This is a genomic window from Streptomyces mangrovi (assembly GCF_900114215.1).
Classification (GTDB): domain Bacteria; phylum Actinomycetota; class Actinomycetes; order Streptomycetales; family Streptomycetaceae; genus Streptomyces; species Streptomyces barkulensis.
Map to the genome: position 1 here is coordinate 68,816 of NZ_FOSG01000020.1, position 18,721 is coordinate 87,536.

Consider the following 18,721-nt stretch of genomic DNA (forward strand, 5'->3'; position numbering starts at 1 on the left):
GCGTTCCGGTGGCCGGGCTCCCCGTGCCGGTGCGTGCCGGCGCGCACCGGCGCACGTTCAGCCGGCGGGGGCCGGGACCGGCGCGGGTTCGAGGACGGCGCGGACGTCGTGCGGGAGCTGGTCGAGCGCCCGCTCCAGCTGGCCGGGCGACAGGTGGCCGCGTACGGCCTCGGTCACCGCCGGGACGATCCGGGGGACGGCCTCGGTGCTCACCAGGGCCTCCTGGGCGAAGCGGTTCACATAGGCCTCGCGGTCGTACTTGACCGGCGCGGAGCTGGGGACCCAGCCGTCGTAGTAGACGCCGCGCAGCAGTTCGGGGAGCTGGGCGGCGAAGTGGGCCGCGGCGTCGACGGTGAGTCGGTCGCGGAGGGTGTGCAGCCAGGTGCGCAGGACGCGGTTGGCCAGGTGCCGGTCCTGAGTCCCCAGGGCTTCGGACACCGCCTTCAGCCAGATGTTCGCGGTGTGGATGACGTGCTCGAACTCGGCCGCGTGCGTGGCGGACATGGAACTTCCCCCCTTGGAGAAAGAGGTCGTGGCGCCGTGGGGGCGCCGCGGGACGCCGTACGGAACCGGTGGCCGGATATGGCCGTTTCGTCCCTGTCCTGGGGTCCATGGTATTGCGGCGGGCTCACGCGGTCACCCGCTCGGCCCGCCTGCCCCGCCCGGCGGGTCCGCTCACACGTCGAGCGTCACCGAGCACTCCCAGCCGTGCCCGCCGCGGCCGAAGCTCAGCCCGTGCAGCGTGACGGCCTTGGGCGCCGCGCCCGTCTCCGCGAGCGTGCCGACGTCGGCCATGTGCAGTACGGCCCGCATCCCGCCGGGCACGGCGGCCGACTCCGCCTCCACCGGCACCTCGCCGTCGGCGTCGAGCCGGTAGACCACCTCGTCCAGCAGGGCCACCAGCAGGTCCTCGTCCGTCTCCGCCCGAACCTCGACATCCCTGCGGCGCCGGCCGACGGCCCCAGAGAGGTCCACGAACGACTCGCAGACGCCGCGCACCGCGTGCGCCAGGCACTCCTCGCGGGTCGGGGCCCACGCCTCCACCCGCAGGTCGGCGGTGTGCGGGACGGAGCGGTGCCCACCACGGGGGCCGCCGTGCGGTCCGCCGTGCGGTTCGTCGCGCGGCCCGCCGTGCCGCGTGGAGTCCTCCGTTCGCGCCATGGATCCGCCCTCCTCGGCTCCCGGCCCCCGGCTCCCTTCCGGCCCGTCGTCCGTTTCCATCCTCGCCCCGCGGGCGGGCGTACGCGCGTCGCGGCGGCCGGCGGCCGGAGGTGTAATGGAAAGGAGGAGCGCCATCGACCGATGGGAGCGGCCCGTGTCCCGCACCGACGCCCTCCGGTACGCCAAGCCGGATACGGTCCTCGGCCGCGACGCCGAGTGGGAGGCGCTCACCGCCTTCGCCTCCGACCCCCGCCCCGGGCCCGGCCTCGGCGTGGTCTCGGGACGGCTGCGGCAGGGCAAGACGCATCTGCTGCGGGCGCTCACCGAGGCCGCCGGCGGCTTCTGGTTCGGCGCGCAGGAGGCGGTGCGGTCGGAGTCCCTGCGCATGCTGGGCGAGCGGATCGCCGAGTTCACCGAGTCCGCCGAGTACACCGGCGCACCCGCGCGAGACCGCCCACGCGACTGGGAGGCGGCCGTGGACGCCCTGCTGGGGCTGGGGGAGGGCCGGCCGCTGCCGGTCGTGGTCGACGAGTTCCCCCGCCTGGTGCGGCAGAGCCCGTCGCTGCCGTCCGTGATCTGCGCCGCCCTGCACCGCCGGAGCGCGGCGGCCGGGGCGGACGGCGGGGCCCGGCCCCGGCTGCTGCTGTGCGGCAGCGACCTGCCGGTGATGCGCCGGCTGTTCAGCGGCCCCTCACCACTGCACGGGCTGGCGGACCTGGAGATGGAGGTGCGCCCGCCGGACTTCCGGCAGGCCGCGCGCATGTGGGGCCTGGACGACCCCCGCCTGGCGTTCCTGGTGCACGCCGTGGTGGGCGGAACCCCCGCCTACCGGTACGACCACGTCCGCGGCGACACCCCCGGCGGGCCGGACGACTTCGACGCCTGGGTGTGCCGGACGGCCCTGGACCCGGGCACGCCCCTGTACCGCGAGGCGCGGCTGCTGGTGCTGGAGGAGACCGACCACCTCGACCGCGCCCTGAGCCACTCCGTGCTCGCCGCCGTCGCCTCGGGCCACTCCACGGCCGGCGAGATCGCCGAGCGCGTGGAGGTCCCGCTGCCCGACGTCTCCCGCTGCCTGGAACTGCTGCACGAGAGCGGCCTGCTGGGCGCCGAACCCGACGCGCTGCGCCCGAACGTCACCCGGCTGCGGATCGCCGAGCCGCTGCTCGCCTTCGAGTACGCGGTCGTCCGGCCGCGGCGCCCGTCGGCGGAGCGGGAGGACCCCGCCGCCTTGTGGCGCCGGGCGCGTCCCGACTTCGGGGCGCGGGTGGCGGCGCCGCACTTCGCCCAGGTGTGCCGGGACTGGGCGGTGCGGTACGCCGGCCCCGGGGTCTTCGGGGAGGAGCCCGCCACGGCGTTCCACGGTTCCCCGGCCCACCCGCCGCCGGACGCCGCCCCCGCCGCCGAGGTGGTGGTGCGGGGGCCGGCCGGGGAGCGCCCCGGCGCGCTGCTGTCGGTCGGGCCGGCCCGCTGGGACGAGGTGCTGGACGTGACCCACCTGGAGCGGCTGCGCCGGCTGATCGCCCATCTCGCCGCCCACGGCGAGGACACCGCGCGCACCCGTCCCGCCTGCTACTCCGGGGCGGGCTTCACCCCCGCCCTGCGCGCGGCGGAGGCGAACGGCGAGGTGCTGCTCGTCGGCCTCGACCGGCTGTACGGGGGAAGGCAAGAGGGCGCTTTCGGCGGCTCGTAGGCCGATGGACCGGCCGGCCGCCGAAGGGGCGGCCGGGCGGGTCAGCCGTCCGCGCCGGGCCTGCGGAAGACCAGCAGGTACCGCCAGAACAGCAGCCTGCGCAGAGTCGCGCCGGGCAGCGGTACGGCCGCCTCCCGCCGTATCTCCTCCAGCGTCGCCTCCGGCCGCCTCACCGGCGCCTTGGCGGTCGGCGGGCCGGGATCGCGGCCGCCGCGCGGACGGGCCGCCTCCCGTGCGGCGACCGCGATCCGGGCGGCCGCGTTGACGGGTACGGCGGCCAGGCTCCAGGCCCGGTCGGCCGGGGACGCCTCCCGGTAGCAGCCCAGCACGGCCAGGACACCGCCGGGCGCCAGCGCGTCCCGCAGCGCGGCGACGGTGCCGAACGGCATGTGGTGGAGGGCGGCCAGGCAGGAGATGAAGTCGTATCGCCCGGGCGGTAGTCGGGCGCGGGTGGCGTCCATGTGGCGGAAGTCCGGCCGGTGCCGTGGCGGCAGACCGGCCGATGCCGCGCGGGCGGCCCGGATCACCTCGGCCGACGCGTCGATCCCGTCCACCTCGATCCCCCGCCCCGCGAGCAGCCGTGCGAAGCGCCCGGTCCCGCAGCCGACGTCGAGGGCGGTACGGCAGCCGGGCGGTATCTGCCGCAGCAGCAGCCGGTGGTAGTGGTCGTTGTGGTCGAAGGGCACGGCGCCGACGATGCCACGGTGTCGGCTGTGTCGGCTGTGTCGGCGGTGCCGTGGCGCGAGTGGCCGCGTCCGGTGGCCCGGAAGTGGATTTCTGTCGAATTACTGTCGAATGTGTTTCGGTCCGGTTGCCGCGGGGGAACGCACGAATGACGACCTGGGAGCGCTCCCAGGTCGCACCCCCACACCCCCTCACAGCATGAAAGCGAAGTGTCCGCGATGAATTGTCATGAGCGCGTCTTAGGTGGCCGCTGGACGGCCCGCCTCCTCGCCGTGCTGGCCGCCGTGCTGCTCGGCATGCTCCCGTGGGCCGGGACCGCCTCCGCCCACGGCTCGGTCATCGACCCCGCCTCCCGCAACTACGGCTGCTGGCTGCGCTGGGGCAGCGACTTCCAGAACCCGGCCATGCAGCAGGAAGACCCGATGTGCTGGCAGGCGTGGCAGACCGACACCAACGCCATGTGGAACTGGAACGGCCTCTACCGCGACAACGTCGGCGGCAACCACCGGGCGTTCGTCCCCGACGGCCAGCTGTGCAGCGCCGGGCACACCAGCGACGGCCGCTACCGCGCGATGGACGTCCCCGGCCAGTGGAAGAAGACGAGCGTCGGCCGCGACTTCACCGTGCACCTGCGCGACCAGGCCCGGCACGGCGCCGACTACCTGCAGATCTACGTCACCCGCCAGGGCTTCGACCCCACCACCCAGCGGCTGGGCTGGGGCGACCTGGAACTGATCGAGACGACCGGCAGGTACGCCCCCGCCTCGGACATCAGGGTGGACGTCAGCGCCCCCGGCCGCAGCGGGCACCACATCGTCTACACGATCTGGAAGGCCTCGCACGCCGACCAGGTCTACTACATCTGCAGCGACGTGGACTTCGGCTGAGCCGAAGCCCCTCGCCGCGCGGGCGGCGGGCGGCCCGGCGCCCGCGCGGCTCCGGGCCGCCCGCCGTCAGTCCCCGGGCGGTCAGGCGTCCGGGGCCCCGGACGCCTCCGGGGTGCGCAGGACGAGGACGGCCAGGTCGTCGTGGCCGTCGCTGGTGTGGTTGTCGGCCAGGATCCGGCACAGCTTGTCCGGCGGCTCGCCGGCGTGGGCGGCGGCGACCTCGGCGAGCTCGTCCATGCACACGTCCAGGGACCGCTTCGGATGCTCCACCAGCCCGTCCGTGAAGAGGACCACCGTGCTCCCACCCGGTAGGGGGTGGGTGTGGTCGGGGCGGGGCTGCCGGGTGTCCACCCCGAGCGGTACGCCGGGGTCGGCGTGCAGATAGACCGTCTTCCGGTCCGGTGTGATCACCAGCGGCGGCAGATGGCCCGCGCTGCTCCAGTGCAGGCACCAGCCGTCCCCCTCCGGCTCGATACGGGCCAGGCAGGCGGTGGTGACGGAGCTCTCGGTGATCGCGTGGAGGGTGCGGTCGAGCTGGGAGAGGACCAGGCTCGGCGGGGTGCGCCGGTCGTACAGCAGCGCGCGGAGCATGTTGCGGGTCTGGGCCATGGAGGCCGCGGCCTTCAGGTCGTGCCCGACGACGTCCCCGATGACGGCCGCGCAGGACTGGTCCGGCAGCAGGATGACGTCGTACCAGTCGCCGCCGAGCTGTCCGGGGGCGGTCGCGGGCCGGTAGACGGCCGAACCGCTGAACGGGTGGAGGTCGGGGAGCCGGGGCAGCAGCAGGCGCTGGAAGTTCTCGGCGCCGGAGCGGACCTGCTCGAACAGCCGGGCGTTCTCGATCGCCACGCCCGCCGCGCCCGCCAGCGCGACGACTATGTTCTCGTCCTGGGCGTCGAAGGGGAGGCCGTCGCGCCGGTCGGTCAGGTACAGGTCGCCGTAGATCTCGCCCCGTACGCCGATCGCCACTCCGAGCAGGGTGCGCATCGGCGGGTGGCCGGGCGGGAAGCCCGAGGAGTTGGGGTGGGCTCCGATGTGCTCGACCCGCAGCGGTTCGGGGTTGTGGATCAGGTGCCCGAGCAGGCCGTGGCCCCGGGGCAGTTCCACACCGGCGAGCGCGGCCTCCTCGTCCTCGCTCAGCCCGACGGGGATGAACTGCTCCAGCTTCTCGCCGCTCTCGTCCAGTACGCCGAGCGCTCCGTAGCGGGCGTCGACCAGCTCCATCGCCGTGGTGACGATGCGGCGCAGCACCACGGGCAGCTCCAGCTCGCTGCTGATGGCCAGCACGGCGTCGAGCAGGCTCTGCAGCCGCTGCTGGGCGCGGGTCAGCGACCGGATCTGCTCGGTGAAGTCGGCAGCCCCGGCCTCCCGGCCGGGGTCGGCCTGCGGGTCGGCCGGCGGGGCGGTGCGGGACCGCCGCCTGTGCCACCGTGCCCCCTGGCCCTGCTCCATAAGTCTCCTCGTCGCTGCGGACCGGGCACGCTACCCGGCCTGGACACCCGCCGGGGGAGAGCTTCTGTTTCCTCTCCGGTGACACCCCACAGGGTATATGCTAAGACCCTTTTGTCCGATGAGTGAGGTCCGGCGGCTCGGTGCCGGGGATGTGGTCCGGAGGGCGGCTGGGTAGCATGCGGCCATCGCCGTTACCGGTCAGTAGGTTCTCGTTCGGGAAGATCACGAGAGGACACGGCCGGTCCCACTCCCGCCCGAAGGAGCAGCCATGCCCGCGCTCGACCGCCAAGGCGACGTCTTCGTCCTCGACCTCGGAGACGGCGAGAACCGCTTCCACCCCGACTGGCTCGTCTCCGTAGGCGCCCTGCTCGACGAGGTGGAGAAGGCCGAGGGCCCGCGCGCCCTGGTCACCGCGGCGACCGGCAAGTTCTTCTCCAACGGCCTCGACCTCGAATGGCTGCTGGCCAACACCGACAAGGCCGCCGAGTACGCCGGCAGCGTCCAGGAACTCTTCGCCCGGGTGCTGACCCTGCCGCTGATCACCGTGGCCGCCCTCCAGGGCCACACCTTCGCCGCCGGCGCGATGCTCTCCCTGGCCCACGACTTCCGCGTGATGCGCGCCGACCGGGGCTTCTGGTGCCTGCCCGAGGCCGACATCCACATCCCCTTCACCCCCGGCATGTCCGCCCTCATCCAGGCCCGGCTGACCCCGCAGACGGCCCACGAGTCCATGACCACCGCCCGCCGCTACGGCGGGCAGGACGCGCTGGCCGCCGGGATCGTCGACCGCGCGGTGGAGGAGGACGCCGTCCGGTCCACCGCGGTCGAGATCGCCGCCTCCCTGACCGCCAAGGCCAGTCCCACCCTGGGCACCATCAAGTCCCGGATGTACGGCCCGGCCGTCGCGGAGCTGCGCGCCGAGGAGATCCCGCTCAGCCTGGGCGGCTGAGCGGGCGACCGGTCGATCGGCTGGGCGGCCGTTCAGCCGCTTCAGCCGCTTCAGCCGAAGACCGGGACCGGACCCCGGTCCCGGTCGGCCGGGGCGCGCAGGCCCGCCCGCAGCCGCTCGACCCGGGCGCGCACCTCGGCGGCCGACGGCCCGGCCGGCGCCGGTTCCGGCAACCCGCGGCAGTCCCGGCACAGCCCGCCCGGCAGCGCCTCGGGACGTCCGGGCCGCCCGCACCCGGTGCACTCCATCACCCGGCGCGGCGCCGTCCCCTGCGCGGGTACGGGCGCTGGGACGGGTACGGGTGTGGACGCGGGTGCGGCGGACACGGCCGCCGCCTCGGGCGGCAGCCGGTCGGCCAGCCGCCGCCGGGCCAGCGCCCCCGGGCAGTGCACCGTCTCCGGCAGCCCGGACGTCAGCGCCAGCACGAGCTGCCCCGGGCTCGCCCCGCGCTCCAGCCAGACGGCGGCCGGACCGGCCAGGTCCGCGCACTCGGCGGCCGAGAGCGTCATACGCGGGTCGGCCTGCCCGAGCGCGGCCAGCACCTCGTACGCCTCCGCCCGCCGGGACGGCCGTACGTCCCCGGCCTCCTCGGCCTCCGCTACCGGCTCCGGGGCGGGCACCGGCTCCCGTTCCGCACCGGGGGCCTCGCCGGGCGGCGTGCCCTCCCGCAGGAACGCCCCCCACCAGGCGTCGTCCCGCGCCGTCCGCGAGAAGTACGTGCGGTACACCCACTGGGTGCGGCCCTCGCCCACGGTCTCGCGCACCCGCCGCAGATGCCCGGCCCGCGACAGCGCGTTCAGCGCGGACCGCACCGCCTGCTGCCCGTAGGCGGGCAGTTCGCGGGCGAGGGTCTTGGTGTCGATCGCCGCGCCGTCCGGCAGCCGGTCGATGTGGGCGGCCACCGACGCCTCGCGAGGCGGCAGGTGTTCGAAGTCGCCGCGCTTACGGGGGAGTTGTCCGGGTGCGGAGCGCTTTCCGTAGCCGGGAGCGGCCATCGGAGGGGCGTACGGGCGCACGTCGGCGCTACTGTTGGCCATAGCCATGGGGTCGAGGTCCGATCGATCCGGATGGTCAGACCCTCGCCCGGTGTTGGCCCACCGGCGGGGGTCGTTCTCTTGTCGTTCCGCACGCTACACCGCCGACGCGGTGTGTGGCGACCCGGTCGCTGAGAGTGGAAAACCGCAGGGTGGGAGGGTGGGAGGAGACCTCCCACCCATTCCTTGGAGAAGGCGCTCGAATCCCGGATCCCGACCCCCGGCACCCGAGCTCCGGGCCGGATTCCCGGCCCTCCGGAGCGGGCGGCGCACTCCCCGGCGGCCCGTGGATCGGGTGCGCGGCGAGTGCGTCACGCACCCCGCGCCGACTCACCGGCTCACCGACTCACCGGCGCGCCCGTCCCCGCCCGGACGGTCTCACGGCGCCGGCCGCAGGCCCCAGGTCTGGAGGACGTAGGGCCGCCCCTTCTCCTCCCCCTCGATCAGCGGCACGTCGAGCAGGCCGAAGCCCGCCTTGGTGGCCACGGCGACGCTGGCGGCGTTCTCCGCCTCCAGCTCCAGGATGACCTGCTCGGCGCCCAACTGCTCGAAGGCGTACGCGGCCATCACCCGCACCGCCCGTACGGCCAGCCCCCGGCCCCGGTGCGCCGGGCCGACCGCGTAGCCGAGCTCCGTACCCTCGGGGGCGCGGCGCAGCATCACCTCGCCGAGCGGCGCGCGGCCGTCGGTGGTGATCGCGAGCAGGATGGCCGTGCCGTCCGCCCGCAGCTGCCGGACACGGTCGAGCCGTGCGCGGGCGGCCGCCTCGTCGAAGGGCGAGACGATCGGCGTCCAGTACGCGATGTCGGGGTGGTCGAACAGATCCGGCATCGCGGCCACGTCCGCCTCCGTCCAGTCACGCAGGACGAGCCCCTCCCCGCTGAGCTCGATCCGGTCGGGAAACGGCGGCTTGCTGCTGCTCACGGTGATTCCCCCTGGCTCCGTAGGACGAGGCAGCATATCCGGGGCCGCGGCCGTGGGTCCGTGGACTTTTCCGCGTCCGGCGGAAGCGGTGACCCGGGCCCGGGCGGACCCGGGGCTCAGGGGCGGGCGAGGTAGGCGGCCAGCGCGTCGCGGCTGCGCGCCAGCTCGCCGATGCGCTCGTCCAGCGCCGCCAGTTCCCGCTCCAGCGCGCCCCGCAGATCCGCGCACCAGTCGAAGCCCGGCTCCGAGCCCCGGGCGCACGGCAGCACCGAGCGGATCACCTCGGTGGTCAGGCCCGCGTCCAGCAGGGCGCGGATCTGCCGCACGGTGAGCACCGCGTCCTCGCCGTAGGTGCGGTAGCCGTTCGGGCCGCGCTCGGGGGTGAGCAGCCCCTGCTCCCCGTAGTACCGCAGCAGCCGCGTACTGACCCCCGTGCGCCGGGACAGCTCCCCGATCAGCATGTGCCCCACCTCTCCCGGGAGTTGACCTTCACACCGGTGTGAAGCCCTAACGTCGCCCCGCGAGCGGGCATTCCGCGCCCGCCGCACCTTTTCCTGAAACCCCTGAAACCCCTGAAATCCCTGAAACCCCTGAAATCCCTGAGGCCCATGAACTCCCGGGACCCGAGCTTCGGAGGGACGCACATGACCCCATCGACCCCTTACGCCGTCCACCGCGACGGCCGCAGGGCCACCGCCGGAGAGCTGGCGCCGCTCGCCTTCGCGGGCCACGCCCACTTCACCGCCATGCAGGTGCGCGGCGGCCGGGTCCGGGGGCTCGACCTGCATCTGGCCCGGCTGCGCTCGGCCTCGCTGGAGCTGTACGGCCGGGCGCTGCCCGACGACTTGGTGCGGTCCCGCCTGCGGACGGCGCTGGAGGGCGGGCCGCAGGACGTGTCGCTGACGGTCGTGGTGTACTCCCCGGCGGGCGAGTTCACGGCGGCGGACGCCGAACCGGAGATGCTGGTCCGCACCGGACCGCCCGCCTCCGGGCCCGAAGGACCGCTGACGCTGGCCGCGTTCGAGCACGAGCGCTTCCTGCCGTCGGTCAAGCTCGTCGGCGAGGCGGCCAAGACGTATCTGCTGCGCCGGGCCGCCGCGCAGGGCTTCGACGACGCCGCCTTCACCGACCGCCGGGGCCGGATCGGCGAGGCGACGATCTGGAACCTGGCCTTCTGGGACGGCTCGGCGGTGGTGTGGCCCGAGGCCGAGGTGCTGACCGGGGTCACGATGGGCGTCCTGCGCCGGCGGCTCGACCGCCTGGGCGTACCCCAGCGCGTCCGGGAGATCACCCTCGCCGACCTGCCGGGACTGGCCGGGGCCGCCGTCATGAACTCATGGACGCCGGGGGCCGCCGTACACCGGATCGGCTCCGCCTCCCTGCCCGCGGCCCCGGCCTTCACGGACCTGCTCCACCGCGCCTACCGGGCCGAACCTCCCGCCGCGCCGTGAGCGCCGGGGCGCGCCCGGCCGCCTGCACCGGGACCGGCCGCCGGGGCGTGCCATACGCTGCCGGAAGTTCCCCGGAAAAAAATCGGCGGCCGTGTTGATCCGCGCCGTCCCCGTTCGACCTATGGGTGAGAGGGGCCGGGAGAGGCCCCGGAACCGCCAGGGAGACAGAGTCATGAAGTACATGCTGATCATGCGCGCCACCGACGAGGCCCTCGCGGGGATGGCGGACGTCGACTTCGGCGAGATGCTGGAGACCATCGGCCGGTACAACGACGAGCTGATCCGGGCCGGTGTGCTGGTCGCCGCGGAGGGCCTGGACGACGCCGCCGAGGGCGTGGTCGTCGACCACTCCTCCGAGCCGCCCGTGGTCACCGACGGCCCCTACGGCGAGACCAAGGAGCTGTTCGGCGGCTTCTACATCCTCAACGTCTCCTCCAAGGAGGAGGCCGTCGAGTGGGCCAGGCGGGCGCCGTTCAGCGGCCCGGGCCTGAAGACCGAGATCCGCCGGGTCACCACGATCGACGAGTTCCCCCAGGACAACGAGTGGATCCAGAAGGAGCGGGCCTGGCGCGAGGCCACCGGCCAGCTCTGAGGGGAGTTGGGGGAGCTGCGGGAGATGGCCGACCCCACCGGCCGTGAGGCCGTCGCCGCCGTCTGGCGGATCGAGTCCGCGCGGATCACCGGCGCGCTCGCGCGGTACACCGGCGACTTCGCGCTGGCCGAGGACTGCGCCCAGGAGGCACTGGCCGAGGCGCTGGTGAACTGGCCGCGCGAGGGCACGCCCCGCGACCCGGCGGGGTGGCTGCTCACCGCCGGCAGGCGCCGCGCGATCGACGCCTTCCGCCGGCGCTCCGCCCTCGGCGAGCGGTACGCCGCCCTCGCCCACGGCCTGGGCGAGGGCGGCATCGTCTCGGGCGGCCTCTCGGGGGGTGCGCCTCCCGACCCGGCCCGGGAGGGCGGTGACGTGCTGTGGGACCCGGACCGCATCGACGACGACACCCTCGCGCTGATGTTCCTCGCCTGCCATCCCGTGCTGCCGCGCGAGGGGCGGGTGGCGCTCACCCTGCGGGTGGTCGGCGGTCTGACGAGCGACGAGATCGCCAGGGCGTTCCTGGTGCCGACCGCCACGGTGCAGGCCCGGATCACCCGGGCGAAGAAGACCTTGAAGGCGGCCCGGGTGCCGTTCGAGACGCCGACGGCCGGAGAGCGGGCCGAACGGCTCGGCTCGGTCCTCAGCGTCGTCTACCTGATCTTCACCGAGGGGTCCTCGGCCAGTTCGGGCGGGGATCTGATCCGGTTCGACCTCGCGGGCGAGGCGCAGCGCCTGGCGCGGGTGCTCAGCCGGCTGATGCCGGACGAGGGCGAGGTCCACGGCCTGCTGGCGCTGCTGGAGCTGACCGCGGCGCGCTTCCCCGCCCGTACCGGGCCGGACGGCGAGCCGGTGCTGCTGGAGCACCAGGACCGCCGCCGCTGGGACCGCTCCGCGATCCGCCGGGGGCGGGCCGCCCTGGCCCGCGCCGAGCGGACCGGCCGGGGCCTGGGCGCCTACGGCCTGCAGGCGGCGATCGCCGAGTGCCACGCCGCCGCCCCCTCGGTCGAGGAGACCGACTGGGAGCGGATCGTGCTCCTCTACGAGGCGCTCGGCCGGCTCGCGCCCTCACCGGTGGTCGACCTCAACCGGGCGGTGGCCGTCTGCATGGCGCACGGGCCGGCGGCGGCCCTGGCCATCGTGGACGGGCTGGCCGACGCCAAGGCGCTGTCCGGCTCCCATCTGCTGCCGAACGTCCGCGGGGAACTCCTCGCCCGCCTGGGGCGTACCGACGAGGCGCGCGCCGAACTGGAGCGCGCGGTCCGGCTGTGCGGCAACGACCGCGAGCGGACGGTACTGCGCCGCAAACTCGCCGGCCTCGGTTGACCGCCCGCCGGTTGAGCCCGGCCGCCGGGCTCAGCCGGCGGCCGGGCGGTGGATCACGTGCGGGCGGTGTACCTACTGGCGTGAGCGCTGGGAAGGGATCGGCCACCGTTTCAGGTCCGCGATGAACTCGCTGTACGAGCGGTTGGAGCCGCTGGGCCTGGTGAGCAGTCCCTGCTCCAGGGCCTTGCGGATGATCTCGGGCCCGTCGCTCTCCCGGTACCGAGGCCGGACGAGTTGCCCCTCGAGATCTTCCTTCGGGGTCTGGCGTCGTCCTGTGTCCCGCCCGTGCCAGGAGTCGGGAAGCCGCCACGACGGCTTGTACAGCGGGAACGCGTCCGGAAAGAGCAGGAGCCATGCCTCGGACTCGGCCGCCGCGAGTGCGTAGACGGATGAACAGGCACCGGCCGCTTTGGCGAGCGCGGTGGAGACGGACCGGTGGGCACGGTCATAGGCGGGGCCGGGACAGGCGTCCATGTCCTCATGGACCGCGATGCCCACGAACTCCCCCTTCTGCTGCTTCGCCTTGCCACGTGCCTTGTCCACCAGGGTCTTCGCCGCCGCGCTCAGTTCCGGGCCCGCCTTCTTCCGCAGCCTCACCGGATCGGTGATTTCGGTGAGGCGTACGGCGGAGGCGAGACCGGGATGCGCGGCTCTGATGAAAGAGGCGAGTATACGACGGTCGTTGGAACTCTCACCGGCGAGGACGACGATCCTCCTGGCGGATCGCCGGTCCGCGTCCCGGCGGCTCACAGATCGTCCTCCGTCAGGTCGCCGCCGAGCACACCTGAGAACCACAGCTCGCCGAGCGGCTGGTCGCCCGTCTCCGCGGCGATCTCCCTGACCTCTTCCACCGAGAAGGCGGGGATGATCGACGCGCCGTCCTCGTCGCGGTCGCACACGATGAACTCCTCGGGCACCAGCCGGTCGACCAGTGCGGGGGAGTGGGTGGCGACGATCAGCTGTGTCCGCTCGGAGGCCTCCCGCAGGCGTTCCACGATGAGTTCGAGGGCCTGCGGGTGGAGGCCGTGGTCGATCTCCTCGACGCAGGTGAGCGCGGGCGGGGCCGGATCGTAGAGCATGGCGAGCAGACCCAGGAGGCGTACCGTCCCGAACGAGGCGTCGGCCAGCGGAGTCGTGCGTCGCAGTCCCCGCTCGTGGAGCACGACGGCGAGACGGTCCGCGTACCCGCCGACCTGCTCGAACTCGATCGCCTCCAACTGCGGGAGGATCCGGCGCGCGTCGGCGGTGAGACCGTTCCAGCACTCCTCGTCGGAGCTGAGCCGGACCAGGAAGGCGGCCAGGTTCTCCGCGTGCGGTTCCAGGTGGCCCGCGAGGGCGGAGGAGTGGGCCCGGGTGGGTTGCCGTGCGGCGGTGACGTCCACGTCGAAGACCCGGAACGAGGAGAGGCGTTCGGCCACCCGTGAGACCTCTCTGCCGCCGTCCGACGGGCCCAGGCGTGGAAGCGTCGACAGTCCGCTGCTCAACCGCTGGATGGTGAAGCTGCCGCTGTCGGACTCCTGGCCGGCCCGGCTGTCGACCACATGGGCCTCCTCGCCGGAGATCTTGATGCGCCGCCCCCTGCCCCGGGTCCGCTTGAACTCGAAACTCTCCTGGCGCGACAGGGTGTAGGAGCCGTGGTCGTGCGAGGCGGACCGTCTGCGGATGGTCAGCGAGTACTCGTCGGGGGCCTTGGGGCTCGCATGCGTCGTCCAGGTCGCCTTGAGGCGGATCTTCAGGGATGTCGGGGGCTTCTCCCCGCCCCAGAAGGCCACTTCGTCGAAGCCGCCCCGCTCGTCGAGTGCGGGCTGGAGATCGGTGCGGATGATGGCGGCAAGGAAGTCGAAGACCTTCAACACGTTCGACTTGCCGACCCCGTTCGGGCCCACGAGTACGGTGAGCGGACCGAGGGGGATCGTCACATCCCGCAGACTGCGGAAGTTCTCGACGTGGAGTTCCAGGAGGCGGCCGGGCATGGGGTGAACCTATCGGGAGAACAACCGTGGAACGGACAGCCCGCTGCCCGGCCGCCGGGCTCATCCGGCGGCCGGGCAACGGGTCACGCGCGGGCGGTGTACGCGACGAAGTCGGCCCAGGCGGCGGGCGGGAGCACGAGCTGCGGCCCGTCCGTCGCCTTGGAGTCGCGCACGTGCACGGCGTCGGCGCACGCGGCCACCTCGACGCAGTTGCCGCCGCCCGAGTCGCTGTGGCTGGACTTGAACCAGACCAGGCCGTCCCTCATAGCTCCTCCGCCACCTTCCTGATGAAGCGCGCCGATTCCTCGGTGCTGAGAGCCTGCATGCGGATCATTCCATGGCGCTGGGTGAGCACGCTGATCTTCTCCGGGTCGGAGTAGAGCGCACCTGTCTCCTGCCCTTCCGCATAGGCGTAGTACTCGTGTTCGGCCGTTTCCAGCAGCACCATGGGCCCGCTGAGTCCGCCGAACACCCCGCGCTCGACGGGGAGCACCTGGACGGAGACATTGCGCAACTCACCCATCTCCAGCAGGTGGTGGAGCTGTTCCCGCATCACCTCGTCACCGCCTACGCGGGTGCGCAGGGCGGCCTCGTAGATCACGAAGCCGAACGCCACGGTCGGCCTGCGGGCGAGTTTCTCCTGCCGCTCCAGCCGGGCCGCGACCCGCTCCTGGACGGTCTCGTCGTCCAGCGGCGGGTGGTGGTTGCCGATCAGCGCCCGCGCGTACGCCTCGGTCTGGAGCAGTCCGGGGATGAGTAGCGCCTCGTACGAATGCAGGGCGATGGCGCGGTCCTCGGCGTCCACGAACTCCTGCGCGTACGACTGGAACCTGTCCGGCTTCAGGTACTCCTGGGCCGCCACCAGCAGGCCCCGCGCGTCGCACATCTCGTCGGCGACCTCCAGCAGCCGGACCGTCGGCTTGCGGCGCCCTTGCTCCATTGACTTGATGGTCTCGTAGCCGTAGCCCGCCTCGTCGCCCAGCGCCTCGCGGCTGATCCCCGCACGGGTGCGCCAGCGCTTGATCTGGTTGCCGCAGTAACGCCAGGCCATCGGCGGCTGCTGGGTGGTCCCCTCGGTCATCGTCTCCCGCCTTCCCCCTCGTGAGCCATGAGTACGGCACGCTCCGTACCCGGCCGGTCACTGGAGACGCTAGGCAGAGGTCGGCACCGTGTGAGGCCCGATCAGCGAAGACCACTCGTACGAGGGCACGATGACCGCACACCGATCCGAGACACCCGAAACACCCGAGACTCCGCTCTCCGCTGGAGCGAACCTGCCGGAGCGGGCGGAATGGCGCCTGCCGAACCACCCGCGCAGCGCGGGACGCGCGCGGGCCCTGCTGCGGGACGGGCTGAGCGCCTGGAAGGTGCCGGAAGCGGCGGCGGAGACGGCCGTACTGCTGCTGAGCGAGCTGGTGGCCAACGCCTGCCGCCACGCCCGCACCCCGCCCGGCCGGGAGATCGCCCTGCGCTGCGTGCTCGGCGACCGGGGGCTGCGGGTGGAGGTCCGCGACGCGGGCGACGGCGTGCCGCGTCCGCGCGGCACGTCGCCGGAGGACGAGTCGGGCCGGGGCCTGGCCCTGGTCGCGGCGCTCTCCGACGCCTGGGGCGCGTACCCGCGCCCCTGCGGGATCGGCAAGACCGTCTGGTTCGAGCTGCACTGCCGCTGGGAGGCGTGCGGCGTACAGGGGACTCGGGCGCACCGGCCGGCGGTGCTCCCGACCCGGTGGGGATCAGCGGGCGGGGATTTCGGCCGCGAGGTCGCGCAGGGTGCGGTAGGCGGTGCGGATGAAGGCGCCGCGCAGGGTGGGGGAGCTGTTGGTCACCGCCGCCAGGCCGATGCGGGCGGCCGGGCAGAAGCCGGCGAAGGACGTGAAGCCGCGGGTGCCGCCGGAGTGGAACAGCAGGTCGAAGTCGCCGCCGTCGCGGGCGGTGTGGGTGCGCGCCTTCCAGGCCAGGCACATCCGGTCGCCGCCGGGCGCGGTCGCCCGGGGGCGGGTGACGTCGTGGAGGGCGGTGCGCAGGGTCTCGTCGACCTCCGGGGGCGGGGAGAGCAGGACCTCCAGGTAGCGCTGGAGGTCGCGGGCGCTGGAGCGCAGCGCACCCGCGCCCGGCAGGCCGGGGATGCGCCAGGGCGGGCGGGGGCGGCCGTGCCAGTGGCCGGTGGCCTGGGGCAGCTCGGGGTCGCAGGTGCTGTCGGCCAGGCCCAGCGGTGTGAGGATCCGGGTGGCGAGCGCCTCGCCGTACGGGGCGCCGGCCGCGTCCGACAGCAGCCGGCCCAGCAGCCCGACGCCGAAGTTGGAGTAGCGCACCCGCTGCCCGGGAGGGTGGCGCACCCGGGTCTGGGAGAGGGCGTGCAGCAGGTGGTCGGGGGTGAAGCCCTCGTAGGGGTTGGTGTAGAAGCGGGGCACGGCTCGTGCCAGCAGCCCCGGCGGGAGAACGGGCAGCCCGGCGGTGTGCGAGGCCAGATGGGCGAGGGTGATCCGGTCGCCGTAGCCCTCGGGCACGGCGGCCGCGGGGAGGCGTTCGGCGATCGGGTCGTCGTGGCCCAGCTCGCCCCGGGCCACCGCCTCGGCCAGCAGCAGGGCGGTGAACGTCTTGGTCACCGAGCCGAGTTCGAAGCGGGTGGCGGCGGACGCGCCCCGGCACAGCGTCCTGGACTCGCCCGCCCGTACCGCCACGACCGCCACCGCGGGGCCGGGCGCGGCGGCGGCGACCGTCTCCAGGGGGAGGGAGAGGGCGGACTCGGGCTGTGCGGTGGGGGCGGTGTCCGGCCCGGCGTCGGTGGCGGGGGAGGCGTCGGGGCCGGGTTCCCGTTCGGGTCCGGGGCGGGGGGCCGTGTCGGAGGACACCGGGCTCACCGCCGCGCGGCGCGGGAGAGCGCCAGGGTGCCGGCGACGGCCGCGACGACGGTGGGGTGGTGGTGGTCCCGGAAGCGCTGGGCGGCGTCCCCCTCGACCTCCTTGCCGTCCCGGGGCATCAGCCCGTCCTCGTGCTGCACCGAGGCCAGCTCCTCCCACAGCGCGGGGTCGGCGTAGGGCTCGCGCAGGCAGCTTCCGACGATCAGCAGCTCGGTGACGAGGTCCCACTCCTGGACCTCCCGCCAGATGTCCAGCCACACCGGCAGCCAGAGCTGGAGGTACTCCTCCAGGTGCGGCGGCAGGTCGCCGGGGTGGGCGCCCCAGTCGGTGATGTGGAAGACGGTGTGCGTCACGCAGTAGGCCGTCATCCAGTCGATCACCCACGGCTCGGGGGTGTTGCCGAGCCAGGTGGCGTCGGTCAGCCGCTTCCAGTCGGTCTCGCGCCCCAGGCCCGTCAGGCGGGCGGCGTTGGCGACGGCGAGGCGGCGGTTGGGCACCTGTTCGACGGCGTCCATGGTGACCAGGCCGCCGAGGTGGTCCAGCAGCGCCTCCAGGCGCCGGTGGCGGTAGCCGGCGCGGACGAAGTGCGCGTACAGCTCCAGCGGGTCGACCATCATCATGTAGCGCAACTGGCGCTCGTAGAGCATGTCGCCGCCGCGCAGCTCCCACCAGGCGAAGTCGAGCAGCTCGCGGGCCGTGCGCTCCTCGCTCGCGGAGGCCAGCCCCTCGCGCAGCACCAGGGAGGCGGCCAGGGCCGTCTCGCCCAGCGGCTTGTAGACGCTGTCGGGGTCGGCCATGTCGGAGGTGGTGCCGGGCGGCAGGGTGCCCAGCTCGCAGTGGCGGCGCAGCCAGCCGAGGGCGCGGGTGGCCACCCGGTGCGCCGACCGCCCCACGGGGGCGGGGGCCTCGGCGGTGGTGCGGGGCGTGCTCATGCGGTCGGTCCTCCCGGCCTCTGCGGCTGCGAACGGTTCAGCAGGCCGCGGGCGACGGCGGTGTCCAGCGCGGTGCGCCCGCCGCCCCCGCAGTGCAGTTCGAGGTGCCGCACCAGGGCGGCCGTGTCGAGGTCCGGACGCGCGCCGTGGTGCGGTGCGCGGGCGAGCCAGCGCGCCAGGCGGGCCGCGGTGGGGTAGTCGCGGCGGAGCATCGCGCGGGCGGTGCCCCGGCTCAGGTCGCGCAGCCGGTCCAGGGCGGCCCGGTGGACGGGGCCGTCTACGTCCGGCAGGGCGAGCGGGGAGAGCTGCGCCATGCTCGCGGACAGCTCGCGCCAGGAGGATCCGGCGCCGTCGGGGGGTGCCGGTTCGCGTACGCCCAGGGTGTCCTCGGGGGTGTCGGTGGGGGTGTCGGTCGGGGTGTCGGTGAGGGTTTCGCCGGGGGAGCCACCGCCGTACCGCGCGAGGAGCCGCACGGTCGTCCAGTCGCGCCACGCGGCCTCGGGCGCGGCGTCCGGAGCGGGCGGAAAGATTCGCAGGGACTCGGCCACCGCCCGGGCGTCGCCGGGCCCGAAGGGCGCTCCGGCCAGCAGGGCGGGGGCGAACACGTCGGGTCCCAGCACCCGTACGGCCGCCAGTGCGACCTTGGGGTCGGGGGCTTCGTCCACCTGGGAGGCCACCACCGCCGGTTCCCCGGCGCCCCGCAGGGCGCCGAGGACACGGTCGGCCAGACTCTCCACCGCCGCGGCGTAGTCCGTGCGCGATGGGGTGTCCGGATTCGGCATCAGTGACCCACCTCTCTTGTTCG

20 protein-coding genes and 1 pseudogene are annotated in these 18,721 nt (G+C 74.1%); 7 read left to right on the top strand and 14 right to left on the bottom strand.

Annotation, left to right across the window (positions count from 1 at the left end; translation table 11 throughout):
• Positions 1 to 57: 57 nt before the first annotated feature.
• Both BM237_RS23330 and BM237_RS23335 read right to left on the bottom strand, forming a co-directional pair.
• Positions 58 to 504, bottom strand: a complete 447-nt coding sequence (locus tag BM237_RS23330) for a DUF2267 domain-containing protein (RefSeq protein WP_093851685.1) — start codon at positions 502 to 504, stop codon at positions 58 to 60.
• 171 nt (positions 505 to 675) lie between these two features.
• Complete coding sequence (locus BM237_RS23335; protein ID WP_093851686.1) at positions 676 to 1,161, bottom strand: archease; 486 nt, start codon at positions 1,159 to 1,161, stop codon at positions 676 to 678.
• 154 nt (positions 1,162 to 1,315) lie between these two features.
• Here BM237_RS23335 and BM237_RS23340 point away from each other — a divergent pair, with 154 nt between their 5' ends.
• Positions 1,316 to 2,854, top strand: coding sequence for an AAA family ATPase (locus BM237_RS23340; RefSeq protein WP_093851687.1), 1,539 nt, complete (start codon positions 1,316 to 1,318; stop codon positions 2,852 to 2,854).
• Positions 2,855 to 2,895: 41 nt separating this feature from the next.
• Here the strand turns inward: BM237_RS23340 and BM237_RS23345 are convergent, their stop codons facing one another.
• Positions 2,896 to 3,540, bottom strand: a complete 645-nt coding sequence (locus BM237_RS23345; protein ID WP_093851688.1) for a class I SAM-dependent methyltransferase — start codon at positions 3,538 to 3,540, stop codon at positions 2,896 to 2,898.
• 216 nt (positions 3,541 to 3,756) lie between these two features.
• On the opposite strand from BM237_RS23345, the gene BM237_RS23350 reads away from it, so the two are divergent.
• Positions 3,757 to 4,425: a lytic polysaccharide monooxygenase auxiliary activity family 9 protein gene (locus BM237_RS23350; protein ID WP_093851732.1), complete on the top strand. Its 669-nt coding sequence runs from the start codon at positions 3,757 to 3,759 to the stop codon at positions 4,423 to 4,425.
• Positions 4,426 to 4,506: 81 nt separating this feature from the next.
• On the opposite strand, the gene BM237_RS23355 is transcribed toward BM237_RS23350, so the two are convergent.
• A complete protein-coding gene (locus tag BM237_RS23355; RefSeq protein ID WP_093851689.1) occupies positions 4,507 to 5,877 on the bottom strand; it encodes a PP2C family protein-serine/threonine phosphatase in 1,371 nt (456 codons plus the stop codon).
• Between the two features lie 268 nt (positions 5,878 to 6,145).
• On the opposite strand from BM237_RS23355, the gene BM237_RS23360 reads away from it, so the two are divergent.
• Positions 6,146 to 6,826 carry an enoyl-CoA hydratase-related protein gene (locus BM237_RS23360; RefSeq protein ID WP_093851690.1) on the top strand — a complete coding sequence of 227 codons (681 nt, stop codon included), beginning with the start codon at positions 6,146 to 6,148 and terminating at the stop codon, positions 6,824 to 6,826.
• 50 nt (positions 6,827 to 6,876) lie between these two features.
• On the opposite strand, the gene BM237_RS23365 is transcribed toward BM237_RS23360, so the two are convergent.
• The 3 genes from BM237_RS23365 to BM237_RS23375 form a co-directional block, all read right to left on the bottom strand.
• Positions 6,877 to 7,863: a hypothetical protein gene (locus tag BM237_RS23365; RefSeq protein ID WP_245793963.1), complete on the bottom strand. Its 987-nt coding sequence runs from the start codon at positions 7,861 to 7,863 to the stop codon at positions 6,877 to 6,879.
• Between the two features lie 375 nt (positions 7,864 to 8,238).
• The gene (locus BM237_RS23370; RefSeq protein ID WP_245793966.1) at positions 8,239 to 8,784 is read right to left on the bottom strand and encodes a GNAT family N-acetyltransferase; all 546 of its coding nucleotides are present in this window, start codon (positions 8,782 to 8,784) and stop codon (positions 8,239 to 8,241) included.
• Between the two features lie 116 nt (positions 8,785 to 8,900).
• Positions 8,901 to 9,245, bottom strand: coding sequence for a MerR family transcriptional regulator (locus tag BM237_RS23375; RefSeq protein ID WP_093851692.1), 345 nt, complete (start codon positions 9,243 to 9,245; stop codon positions 8,901 to 8,903).
• Between the two features lie 183 nt (positions 9,246 to 9,428).
• Here BM237_RS23375 and BM237_RS23380 point away from each other — a divergent pair, with 183 nt between their 5' ends.
• From BM237_RS23380 to BM237_RS23390, 3 genes are all read left to right on the top strand, one after another.
• Positions 9,429 to 10,235: an aminotransferase class IV family protein gene (locus BM237_RS23380; RefSeq protein ID WP_093851693.1), complete on the top strand. Its 807-nt coding sequence runs from the start codon at positions 9,429 to 9,431 to the stop codon at positions 10,233 to 10,235.
• Between the two features lie 172 nt (positions 10,236 to 10,407).
• A complete protein-coding gene (locus BM237_RS23385; protein WP_093851694.1) occupies positions 10,408 to 10,827 on the top strand; it encodes a YciI family protein in 420 nt (139 codons plus the stop codon).
• 24 nt (positions 10,828 to 10,851) lie between these two features.
• Positions 10,852 to 12,150 carry an RNA polymerase sigma factor gene (locus BM237_RS23390; RefSeq protein WP_093851695.1) on the top strand — a complete coding sequence of 433 codons (1,299 nt, stop codon included), beginning with the start codon at positions 10,852 to 10,854 and terminating at the stop codon, positions 12,148 to 12,150.
• A gap of 72 nt (positions 12,151 to 12,222) precedes the next feature.
• Here BM237_RS23390 and BM237_RS23395 read toward each other — a convergent pair whose 3' ends face one another.
• From BM237_RS23395 to BM237_RS23410, 4 genes are all read right to left on the bottom strand, one after another.
• Positions 12,223 to 12,900 carry a hypothetical protein gene (locus tag BM237_RS23395; RefSeq protein WP_245793969.1) on the bottom strand — a complete coding sequence of 226 codons (678 nt, stop codon included), beginning with the start codon at positions 12,898 to 12,900 and terminating at the stop codon, positions 12,223 to 12,225.
• Entirely contained in the window at positions 12,897 to 14,123 is a 1,227-nt protein-coding gene (locus BM237_RS23400; RefSeq protein ID WP_093851696.1) for an AAA family ATPase, read from the bottom strand. The genes BM237_RS23395 and BM237_RS23400 overlap by 4 nt, the downstream gene beginning before the upstream one ends.
• Positions 14,124 to 14,206: 83 nt before the next feature.
• On the bottom strand, positions 14,207 to 14,389 hold the full coding sequence (locus tag BM237_RS23405; protein ID WP_093851697.1) for a DUF397 domain-containing protein: 183 nt from the start codon (positions 14,387 to 14,389) through the stop codon (positions 14,207 to 14,209).
• Positions 14,386 to 15,204, bottom strand: a complete 819-nt coding sequence (locus tag BM237_RS23410; protein WP_245793970.1) for a helix-turn-helix domain-containing protein — start codon at positions 15,202 to 15,204, stop codon at positions 14,386 to 14,388. Before BM237_RS23410 ends, BM237_RS23405 begins: the two co-directional genes overlap by 4 nt.
• Before the next feature lie 130 nt (positions 15,205 to 15,334).
• On the opposite strand from BM237_RS23410, the pseudogene BM237_RS23415 reads away from it, so the two are divergent.
• A pseudogene (locus tag BM237_RS23415) lies at positions 15,335 to 15,772 on the top strand (ATP-binding protein); the annotation flags it as partial.
• Between the two features lie 84 nt (positions 15,773 to 15,856).
• On the opposite strand, the gene BM237_RS23420 reads toward BM237_RS23415, so the two are convergent.
• The 3 genes from BM237_RS23420 to BM237_RS23430 are packed head-to-tail and all read right to left on the bottom strand — an operon-like array spanning position 15,857 to position 18,698.
• Positions 15,857 to 16,975 (bottom strand): serine hydrolase domain-containing protein, encoded by a 1,119-nt coding sequence (locus BM237_RS23420; RefSeq protein ID WP_245793971.1) that lies wholly within the window; start codon positions 16,973 to 16,975, stop codon positions 15,857 to 15,859.
• Between the two features lie 5 nt (positions 16,976 to 16,980).
• Complete coding sequence (locus tag BM237_RS23425; protein ID WP_093851698.1) at positions 16,981 to 17,916, bottom strand: DUF6895 family protein; 936 nt, start codon at positions 17,914 to 17,916, stop codon at positions 16,981 to 16,983.
• On the bottom strand, positions 17,913 to 18,698 hold the full coding sequence (locus BM237_RS23430) for a hypothetical protein (RefSeq protein ID WP_093851699.1): 786 nt from the start codon (positions 18,696 to 18,698) through the stop codon (positions 17,913 to 17,915). Before BM237_RS23430 ends, BM237_RS23425 begins: the two co-directional genes overlap by 4 nt.
• Positions 18,699 to 18,721 lie beyond the last annotated feature (23 nt).

Coding starts and splice junctions, on each gene's coding strand:
- BM237_RS23350 (WP_093851732.1), top strand. CDS start 3,757: ATGAATTGTCATGAGCGCGTCTTAGGTGGCCGCTGGACGGCCCGCCTC.
- BM237_RS23330 (WP_093851685.1), bottom strand. CDS start 504: ATGTCCGCCACGCACGCGGCCGAGTTCGAGCACGTCATCCACACCGCG.
- BM237_RS23335 (WP_093851686.1), bottom strand. CDS start 1,161: ATGGCGCGAACGGAGGACTCCACGCGGCACGGCGGGCCGCGCGACGAA.
- BM237_RS23355 (WP_093851689.1), bottom strand. CDS start 5,877: ATGGAGCAGGGCCAGGGGGCACGGTGGCACAGGCGGCGGTCCCGCACC.
- BM237_RS23380 (WP_093851693.1), top strand. CDS start 9,429: ATGACCCCATCGACCCCTTACGCCGTCCACCGCGACGGCCGCAGGGCC.
- BM237_RS23385 (WP_093851694.1), top strand. CDS start 10,408: ATGAAGTACATGCTGATCATGCGCGCCACCGACGAGGCCCTCGCGGGG.
- BM237_RS23390 (WP_093851695.1), top strand. CDS start 10,852: ATGGCCGACCCCACCGGCCGTGAGGCCGTCGCCGCCGTCTGGCGGATC.
- BM237_RS23360 (WP_093851690.1), top strand. CDS start 6,146: ATGCCCGCGCTCGACCGCCAAGGCGACGTCTTCGTCCTCGACCTCGGA.
- BM237_RS23400 (WP_093851696.1), bottom strand. CDS start 14,123: ATGCCCGGCCGCCTCCTGGAACTCCACGTCGAGAACTTCCGCAGTCTG.
- BM237_RS23410 (WP_245793970.1), bottom strand. CDS start 15,204: ATGACCGAGGGGACCACCCAGCAGCCGCCGATGGCCTGGCGTTACTGC.
- BM237_RS23425 (WP_093851698.1), bottom strand. CDS start 17,916: ATGAGCACGCCCCGCACCACCGCCGAGGCCCCCGCCCCCGTGGGGCGG.
- BM237_RS23365 (WP_245793963.1), bottom strand. CDS start 7,863: ATGGCCAACAGTAGCGCCGACGTGCGCCCGTACGCCCCTCCGATGGCC.
- BM237_RS23430 (WP_093851699.1), bottom strand. CDS start 18,698: ATGCCGAATCCGGACACCCCATCGCGCACGGACTACGCCGCGGCGGTG.
- BM237_RS23375 (WP_093851692.1), bottom strand. CDS start 9,245: ATGCTGATCGGGGAGCTGTCCCGGCGCACGGGGGTCAGTACGCGGCTG.
- BM237_RS23405 (WP_093851697.1), bottom strand. CDS start 14,389: ATGAGGGACGGCCTGGTCTGGTTCAAGTCCAGCCACAGCGACTCGGGC.